At 69.5% G+C, this 8214-nt stretch carries 8 protein-coding genes and 1 rRNA gene; all 9 read left to right on the top strand.

The annotated features are described in order from the left end of the window. Positions 1-88: ribosomal RNA gene (rrf, locus tag ACZ6ZN_RS25825) — 5S ribosomal RNA — on the top strand; the annotation flags it as partial. 109 nt (positions 89-197) lie between these two features. Then, positions 198-806 (top strand): CDP-alcohol phosphatidyltransferase family protein, encoded by a 609-nt coding sequence (locus tag ACZ6ZN_RS25820; protein WP_398108694.1) that lies wholly within the window; start codon positions 198-200, stop codon positions 804-806. Positions 807-920: 114 nt separating this feature from the next. Then, positions 921-3416 (top strand): sugar phosphate nucleotidyltransferase, encoded by a 2496-nt coding sequence (locus ACZ6ZN_RS25815; RefSeq protein WP_398108693.1) that lies wholly within the window; start codon positions 921-923, stop codon positions 3414-3416. A gap of 109 nt (positions 3417-3525) precedes the next feature. Next, entirely contained in the window at positions 3526-4437 is a 912-nt protein-coding gene (locus tag ACZ6ZN_RS25810; RefSeq protein WP_451878295.1) for a DUF881 domain-containing protein, read from the top strand. Further along, positions 4434-4766, top strand: a complete 333-nt coding sequence (locus ACZ6ZN_RS25805; RefSeq protein WP_003988855.1) for a small basic family protein — start codon at positions 4434-4436, stop codon at positions 4764-4766. The genes ACZ6ZN_RS25810 and ACZ6ZN_RS25805 overlap by 4 nt, the downstream gene beginning before the upstream one ends. Before the next feature lie 5 nt (positions 4767-4771). After that, positions 4772-5701, top strand: a complete 930-nt coding sequence (locus ACZ6ZN_RS25800) for a DUF881 domain-containing protein (RefSeq protein ID WP_469649823.1) — start codon at positions 4772-4774, stop codon at positions 5699-5701. Between the two features lie 61 nt (positions 5702-5762). After that, positions 5763-6713 (top strand): FHA domain-containing protein, encoded by a 951-nt coding sequence (locus ACZ6ZN_RS25795; protein WP_398108690.1) that lies wholly within the window; start codon positions 5763-5765, stop codon positions 6711-6713. Between the two features lie 51 nt (positions 6714-6764). Next, the gene (gene ftsR / locus ACZ6ZN_RS25790) at positions 6765-7505 is read left to right on the top strand and encodes a transcriptional regulator FtsR (protein WP_469649820.1); all 741 of its coding nucleotides are present in this window, start codon (positions 6765-6767) and stop codon (positions 7503-7505) included. A gap of 83 nt (positions 7506-7588) precedes the next feature. After that, the gene (locus tag ACZ6ZN_RS25785) at positions 7589-8062 is read left to right on the top strand and encodes a bifunctional nuclease family protein (RefSeq protein ID WP_003988851.1); all 474 of its coding nucleotides are present in this window, start codon (positions 7589-7591) and stop codon (positions 8060-8062) included. Positions 8063-8214: the final 152 nt, after the last annotated feature.

Genomic DNA, 8214 nt, shown 5'->3' with positions numbered 1-8214 from the left:
CGGTTACATTCCGAACCCGGAAGCTAAGCCTTACAGCGCCGATGGTACTGCAGGGGGGACCCTGTGGGAGAGTAGGACGCCGCCGAACAATTCTTGAGCTCCGGCTCTCGGGTTATACAGCCCGAGAGCCGGAGCTTTTTTGCGTTGAGGTAGGGTCAGGGTGCATCGTTGGCACGTTTCCCACAGGAGGCCCCCGGGTGGAGGTTCAGGAGACTCGCGTCCAGACGGACCGTGTGCTCACCATCCCGAACATCCTCAGCATGGCGCGTCTCGTCGGCGTTCCCGTCTTCCTGTGGCTGATCCTGCGCCCCGAGTTCGGTGGGCCCAAGAGCGACGGCTGGGCCCTCCTAGTGCTCGCTCTGAGCGGTGTCAGCGACTATCTGGACGGCAAGCTCGCACGGCACTGGAACCAGATCAGCAGCCTGGGCCGGCTCCTCGACCCCGCGGCCGACCGGCTCTACATCCTGTCGACGCTGGTGGGCCTCACCTGGCGCGAGATCCTGCCGCTGTGGCTGACCGCCGTCCTGCTGGCGCGTGAGCTGCTGCTGCTCGTCATGGTGGGCATCCTGCGCCGGCACGGCTATCCGCCGCCCCAGGTGAACTTCCTGGGCAAGGCCGCCACGTTCAACCTGATGTATGCCTTCCCGCTGCTCCTGCTCAGTGACGGAAGTGGCTGGATCTCGTCACTGGCTGCGATTTTCGGATGGGCGTTCGCCGGATGGGGTACAACCCTCTATTGGTGGGCAGGAGTGCTCTACGTAGTACAAGTCCGCCGCCTGGTCCGTGCGGACACCATGGCCGATTGAACCCCGCTGATTGCTCCGGTAGCACGGTCGCGATGGCCCGCGCTGGAAAAGCGCGGGACGATCCTGGCGGGGGAGGTCGGCTAGACCCGTCTCTGCGAGGAGGACGCTTCCGACATGAAGGCCGTCGTGATGGCCGGTGGCGAAGGCACGCGCCTTCGTCCCATGACCTCGAGCATGCCCAAGCCGCTCCTGCCTGTGGCCAACCGCCCGATCATGGAGCACGTGCTGCGGCTGCTCAAAAGGCATGGGCTCAATGAAACAGTCGTCACCGTCCAGTTCCTGGCCTCGCTCGTCAAGAACTACTTCGGTGACGGCGAAGAGCTGGGCATGGAGCTCACCTATGCCAACGAGGAGAAGCCCCTCGGCACCGCCGGAAGCGTCAAGAACGCTGAAGAGGCGCTGAAGGACGACGCCTTCCTCGTCATCTCCGGCGATGCGCTCACCGATTTCGACCTCACCGAGCTCATCAATTTCCACAAGGAAAAGGGTGCGCTGGTCACCGTCTGCCTGACGCGTGTGCCCAACCCCCTGGAATTCGGCATCACCATCGTCGACGAAGAAGGCAAGGTGGAGCGCTTCCTCGAGAAGCCCACCTGGGGCCAGGTCTTCTCCGACACGGTGAACACCGGCATCTACGTGATGGAGCCCGAGGTCTTCGACTACGTCGACCCCGACGTGCCCGTCGACTGGTCCGGCGACGTCTTCCCGCAGCTGATGAAGGAAGGCAAGCCGATCTACGGCTATGTCGCCGAGGGCTACTGGGAGGACGTCGGCACGCACGAGAGCTACGTCAAGGCGCAGGCCGACGTCCTGGAGGGCAAGGTCGACGTCGACATCGACGGGTTCGAGATCTCCCCGGGCGTCTGGGTCGCCGAGGGGGCCGAGGTCCACCCCGACGCCGTGCTCCGCGGGCCCGCCTACATCGGTGACTACGCCAAGGTCGAGGCGGGGGCCGAGGTCAGGGAGCACACCGTCGTGGGCTCCAACGTCGTCGTCAAGAGCGGCGCGTTCCTCCACAAGGCCGTCGTGCACGACAACGTGTACGTGGGGCCCCACAGCAATCTGCGCGGCTGCGTGATCGGCAAGAACACCGACATCATGCGTGCGGCCCGGATCGAGGACGGGGCGGTCATCGGTGACGAGTGCCTGATCGGTGAGGAATCGATCGTCCAGGGCAATGTGCGGGTCTACCCGTTCAAGACCATCGAGGCCGGTGCCTTCGTCAACACCTCGGTCATCTGGGAGTCCCGCGGCCAGGCGCACCTGTTCGGTGCCCGCGGCGTGTCCGGCATCCTCAACGTGGAGATCACGCCCGAGCTCGCCGTGCGGCTCGCGGGCGCCTACGCGACGACCCTGAAGAAGGGTTCGACCGTCACGACCGCGCGCGACCACTCCCGTGGTGCCCGCGCGCTGAAGCGAGCGGTGATCTCCGCGCTGCAGGCCAGCGCCATCGACGTACGGGACCTGGAGAACGTGCCGCTGCCGGTGGCGCGGCAGCAGACGGCGCGAGGCAGCGCGGGCGGCATCATGATCCGCACCACGCCCGGGGTGCCGGACTCCGTCGACATCATGTTCTTCGACAGCCAGGGCGCCGACCTCTCCCAGGGCAGCCAGCGCAAGCTGGACCGGGTGTTCGCGCGCCAGGAGTACCGGCGTGCCTTCCCCGGCGAGATCGGTGACCTGCACTTCCCGTCCAGCGTCTTCGACTCGTACACCGGGTCCCTGCTGCGCAACGTCGACACGACCGGGATCGCGGAGTCCGGCCTCAAGGTCGTCGTGGACGCGTCCAACGGAAGCGCCGGCCTCGTGCTGCCGAGCCTGCTCGGCAAGCTCGGTGTCGACTCGCTGACGATCAACCCCGGTCTCGACGAGGCCAGGCCGACCGAGACGGCCGACATCCGGCGCTCGGGCATGGTCCGGCTCGGGGAGATCGTGGCGTCCTCGGGTGCCGCGTTCGGCGTGCGGTTCGACCCGGTCGGCGAGCGGCTGTCGCTCGTCGACGAGAAGGGCCGCATCATCGAGGACGACCGCGCTCTGCTGGTGATGCTGGACCTGGTCGCCGCCGAGCGGCGCAGCGGCCGGGTCGCGCTCCCGGTCACCACGACCCGGATCGCCGAGCAGGTGGCCGCTTACCACGGCACGCAGGTCGAGTGGACGACGACGTCCCCCGACGACCTCACGCGGGTCGGCGGCGAGGAAGGCACCATCTTCGGCGGCGACGGCAAGGGCGGCTTCATCGTCCCCGAGTTCAGCAGCGTGTACGACGCCACGGCGGCCTTCGTGCGGCTCATCGGACTGGTGGCGCGGACGCAGCTCACGCTGAGCCAGATCGACGCCCGGATCCCGCGGGCGCACGTCCTGAAGCGGGACCTGGCCACCCCGTGGGCCGTCAAGGGCCTGGTGATGCGCCGGGTCGTCGAGGCGGCCGGGGACCGGTTCGTGGACACCACGGACGGGGTGCGCGTGGTGGAGACCGACGGCCGCTGGGTGATGGTGCTGCCCGACCCGGCCGAGGCCGTCACCCACCTGTGGGCCGAGGGCCCGGACGACGCCTCCGCGCAGGCGCTGCTCGACGAGTGGGCCGCGGTGGTGGACAGCGCCGGTCGCTGACCGGCGGATGGAACGGCCCGCACGCGGGCGTGCCGGACATGTGCCCCCAACGGGGCCTGTCCGGCACGCCGGTGGGGCCGTTCGGAGGTAGTGGCCGCGACGTGCGACGATGTGCGGCATGCCGCAGCAACCCCCCATTCGGAGCACACCAGCGCGGCCGCGGCGCCCGGACGCTTCCATGTCGTTGCTCACCAACGTCATGGACCACAGCCTCGACGACGGCTACGCCGAGGCCGCGGCGCGCAAGAAGGCCGCCGGCGACGGCGGCATGCCGAAGACCCTGCGTGCCAAGCTCGGCCTGGCGGCGGGTCTGGTGCTCGCGGCACTGGTCGTGACCGTCGGCGCCGCCCAGGCGCGGGTGGCAGCCCCGGTGGTGGCCAAGGAGCGCGAGGAACTGGTCGACCGCATCGACCGGGAGACCGAGGCGGCCGACGAGCTGGAGGACGCCGTCGACGAGCTGCGCGCGGACGTGAGCGCGCGGCAGCGCGAGGCGCTGAAGCACAGCGGCGGCGCCGAATCCGACCTGGTGGGCATCCTGTCCGGCGCCGTCGCGGTGCACGGCCCCGGCGTGAAGCTCGTGGTGAACGACGCCAAGGAAGCCGGCACGGGCGGCGACGGCGAACCCCGTGGGACATCCGGGTTCTCCGACACGGGCCGGGTGCGCGACCGGGACATGCAGCGTGTGGTCAACGGGCTGTGGGAGTCGGGCGCCGAGGCGATCTCCATCAACGGGCAGCGGCTGACGGCACTGTCGGCGATCAGGGCCGCCGGGGACGCCATACTGGTCGACAACAAACCGCTGGTGCCGCCGTACACGGTGCTGGCGGTGGGGGACGGGCAGCGGCTCAGCACGCGGTTCCAGAACAGCGCGGACGGGATCTACCTGAACGTGCTGCAGGAGAGCTACGGCATCCGGACAGGCATCTCCGCGGAGGACGACCTCCGGCTGCCTGCCGCACCGAGCGTGACCGTGCGTACCGCACAGCCGAGCACCGAGAAGAGCGGGAAGGGCACATCGTGATCGCCGTACTGGGCCTCGTCGTGGGAGTCGTGGCCGGCCTGTTGGTCCGGCCTGAGGTTCCGGCGGTGGTCGAGCCTTATCTGCCGATCGCCGTCGTGGCGGCGCTCGACGCCGTCTTCGGGGGCCTGCGGGCGATGCTCGACGGCATCTTCGACGACAAGGTCTTCGTCGTGTCGTTCCTGTCGAACGTGGTCGTGGCCGCGCTGATCGTGTTCCTGGGCGACAAGCTGGGTGTGGGAGCCCAGCTGTCCACCGGTGTGGTGGTCGTCCTCGGCATCCGTATCTTCTCCAACGCCGCGGCGATCCGCCGGCACGTGTTCCGGGCGTGAGGCCGATGAGTGAGCAGGACGACCAGCACACCGAGAAGCACCGCCACGCGCGCGGTGAGCAGCACGACGGCGAGACGGCCGGCAACGGACTGCGGCGCGAGCTGCCGCAGGAGGTGACCGCTGCCGCGGACGGGTCCGAGACGCCTGCCGCGCCGCACGGCGCACCGGAGTCCGGACCGGTGCCGCAGCCGCGGGCCGCCGCCGGGTCCGGGCTGACGGGCCGGCAGCGGCTGGTGCAGGGGCTGTGGCCGCCGCGGCTCAGCCGGGCGCAACTGATCGTCGCGCTGCTGCTGTTCGGCCTCGGTTTCGGGCTCGCCGTGCAGGTGGCCTCGAACAGCGACAGCGACAGTGCCCTGCGCGGTGCGCGTCAGGAAGATCTTGTCCGCATCCTCGATGAACTGGATGACCGCACCCAGCGTCTTGAAGACGAGAAGCAGGGCCTCGAGAAGCAGCGCGACGAGCTGGAGAACAGCTCCGACCAAGCCGAGGAGGCCCGCAGGCAGACGTTCGAGAAGGAACGGCAACTCGGCATCCTGGCGGGCACGGTGGCCGCGCAGGGGCCCGGCATCACCATGACGATCCAGGACACGAAGGGGACGGTCGAGGCGGACATGCTGCTCGACGCGGTGCAGGAGCTGCGCGCCGCCGGGGCGGAGGCGATCCAGGTGAACGGCCATCGGGTCGTCGCCGGCACCTACCTCAGCGACTCGGGCAAGGGAGTGAGCGTCGACGGGAACAAGATCAACGCGCCCTATCGTTTCCTTGTCATCGGCAAGCCGCAGGACCTGGAGCCGGCGCTCAACATCCCCGGAGGCGTGGTGCAGACTCTCGAGAAGGAACAGGCCACCGTCACGATCGAGCGGTCGACCGACGTGGTCGTGGACGCCTTGCGGGCGGCGAAGCGGCCTGACTACGCTCGGTCGTCCTCGCGGTGAGCCGGAGGCGCATGGGCGTCGTCCGGCGAGGGCATGAGGTTGCGGGGGGTCGACGCACCGATTGGGTGGTGCGTGGTGGAAACTGTCTGGTGCAGACGGACGTTGTCAGGATGTCCGGGTCGGCCAGAGTGTTCAGTCAGGGTTCGTCCTGCCCCACGGGCGGGTCTGTTTCGGTCAAGGGGAATCGCCCGTGAAGTTGTTTGCGAAGTTGTTCGGCAAGAGCGCGCGAGAGGGCAGCGACAACGCGACCGCCCGCCATCGCGCACAGCCTGACGCGGAGGGCCAGCGGCCGCTGTTCCGGGACCAGGTCGGCGGCCAGGGCGGCGATGTCCCCGGTGGCCAGGGCGCGCCGTCGGTTGACCCTGCGCGGTCCGGCGGAATAGGTTTCGGCCAGCCGTCAGCCTCAGGTGCGGGTGGGTTCTCCGACCCGTACGCGTCCCACGCTCCGGGTGAGCAGCCGCGGCAGGAGGATCCCATGTCGGCCCTGGTGTGTACGCGCTGCGGCAACCGCAACGCGGAGAACAGCCGCTTCTGCTCGAACTGCGGTGCGCCGCTGCGGGCGGGCGCGGTACCCGAGCGCCCGTCCGAGACGACGTCCACGATCTCCATCTCCGGCCTCGAGGCCTACGACAGCGAGACCACCGGCCAGACGCCGATGCCGACGCTGTCGCCCGAGGCGCAGGCGGCGGTGGACGCGCTGCCGCTGGGCTCCGCGCTCCTGGTCGTGCGGCGCGGGCCGAACTCGGGCAGCCGCTTCCTGCTGGACGGTGATCTGACGACGGCCGGGCGGCACCCGCAGAGCGACATCTTCCTGGACGACGTGACCGTCTCCCGGCGGCACGTGGAGTTCCGCCGCGCCCAGGACGGCTCGTTCACGGTGGCCGACGTCGGCAGCCTCAACGGCACCTACGTCAATCGCGAGCGGATCGACCAGGTCGCCCTGAACAACGGCGACGAGGTGCAGATCGGCAAGTACCGGCTGGTCTTCTACGCGAGCCAGCGGGGCTACTGAGCCCGCTGCCGCTCCCGGGACCGGTGAAGGTCCGTCCGTCAGGGAAGGTCCATGCGTCGAACACCGAGCGGCGGTGCCGGACACGGCGCCGCCGCCACGGACAGTGGCGGGCTGATGAGCATCGGCACGGTGCTGACCGTGCTGCGCGACGAGTTCCCCGAGGTCACCGTCTCCAAGATCCGCTTCCTGGAGTCGGAGGGCCTCATCGAACCGCAGCGGACCCCCTCGGGGTACCGCAAGTTCAGCGCCCGGGACGTGGAGCGCCTCGGGCACGTCCTGAGGATGCAGCGCGACCACTACCTGCCCCTGAAGGTCATCCGGGAGCACCTGGAGGCCATGGAGCGGGGTGAGGCCGTCCAGCTGCCCGTCGTGGGCCGTCAGCGCGACGGGGAGCCGGTGCCCGAGACGTCCGAGGGGCCGACGGCGGCCCGGATCGGGCGTGCCGAGCTGCTCGCCGCCGCCGGCATCGAGGAGCAGGAGCTCCAGGAGTGGGAGTCCTACGGGCTGCTCACTCCACTGGAGGACGGGACCTTCGACGCCGAGGCGGTGACGGTCGCGGAGCTGGTCGGAGAGCTGGGGCGGTTCGGGATCGAGCCCCGGCACCTGCGGGCGATGAAGGCCGCCGCCGACCGTGAGGCGGGGCTCGTGGACCAGGTGGTGGCCCCGCTGAGGCGGCACCGCAACCCGCAGACCAGGGCGCACGCGGAGGCCCGGACGAAGGAGCTGGCGGGACTCACGGTGAAGCTGCACGCCGCTCTGGTGCGGACGGCGCTCGGCGTGCGGCAGCCCTGACGGGCGGGACGCCGGGGCCGGGACAGGGCGCCCGATCCGGGCCCGACTACCCAAACATCCCGGGCACGGCCTAGGGTTGCTGTGTGAACGAGCTCGATGTCGTAGGTGTCCGGGTGGAAATGCCCTCCAACCAACCGATCGTGCTGCTGCGTGAAGTGGGAGGCGACCGTTACCTCCCCATCTGGATCGGACCGGGGGAGGCGACGGCGATCGCCTTCGCCCAGCAGGGCATGGCTCCGGCGCGACCGCTGACCCACGACCTGTTCAAGGACGTGCTGGAGGCCGTCGGCCAGGAGCTCACGGAAGTGCGCATCACGGACCTGCGTGAGGGCGTCTTCTACGCGGAGCTGGTCTTCGCCAGCGGTGTCGAGGTGAGTGCCCGCCCCTCCGACGCCATAGCGCTCGCGCTGCGCACCGGCACGCCGATCTACGGCAGTGACACGGTGCTCGACGACGCCGGCATCGCGATCCCGGACGAGCAGGAGGACGAGGTCGAGAAGTTCCGCGAGTTCCTCGACCAGATCTCTCCGGAGGACTTCGGCAGCAGCAGCCAGTGAGGCTTACGGAGGCTGATCCGCACAGCTGTGCGCGGCGGGCGAAATGCCCGCATGTGCCGGAGGCGTGTGAGAGCGTCATACCGGTCGCCGCGAGGGCATTCGGCTAGCCTTTCCCCGCGGAGGGGCACGGGAAACCACTCTCAGGGTGATTA

The sequence above is a fragment of the Streptomyces sp. NPDC053665 genome, from assembly GCF_055585285.1.
This window is presented reverse-complemented; position numbering and strand designations above follow the sequence as displayed.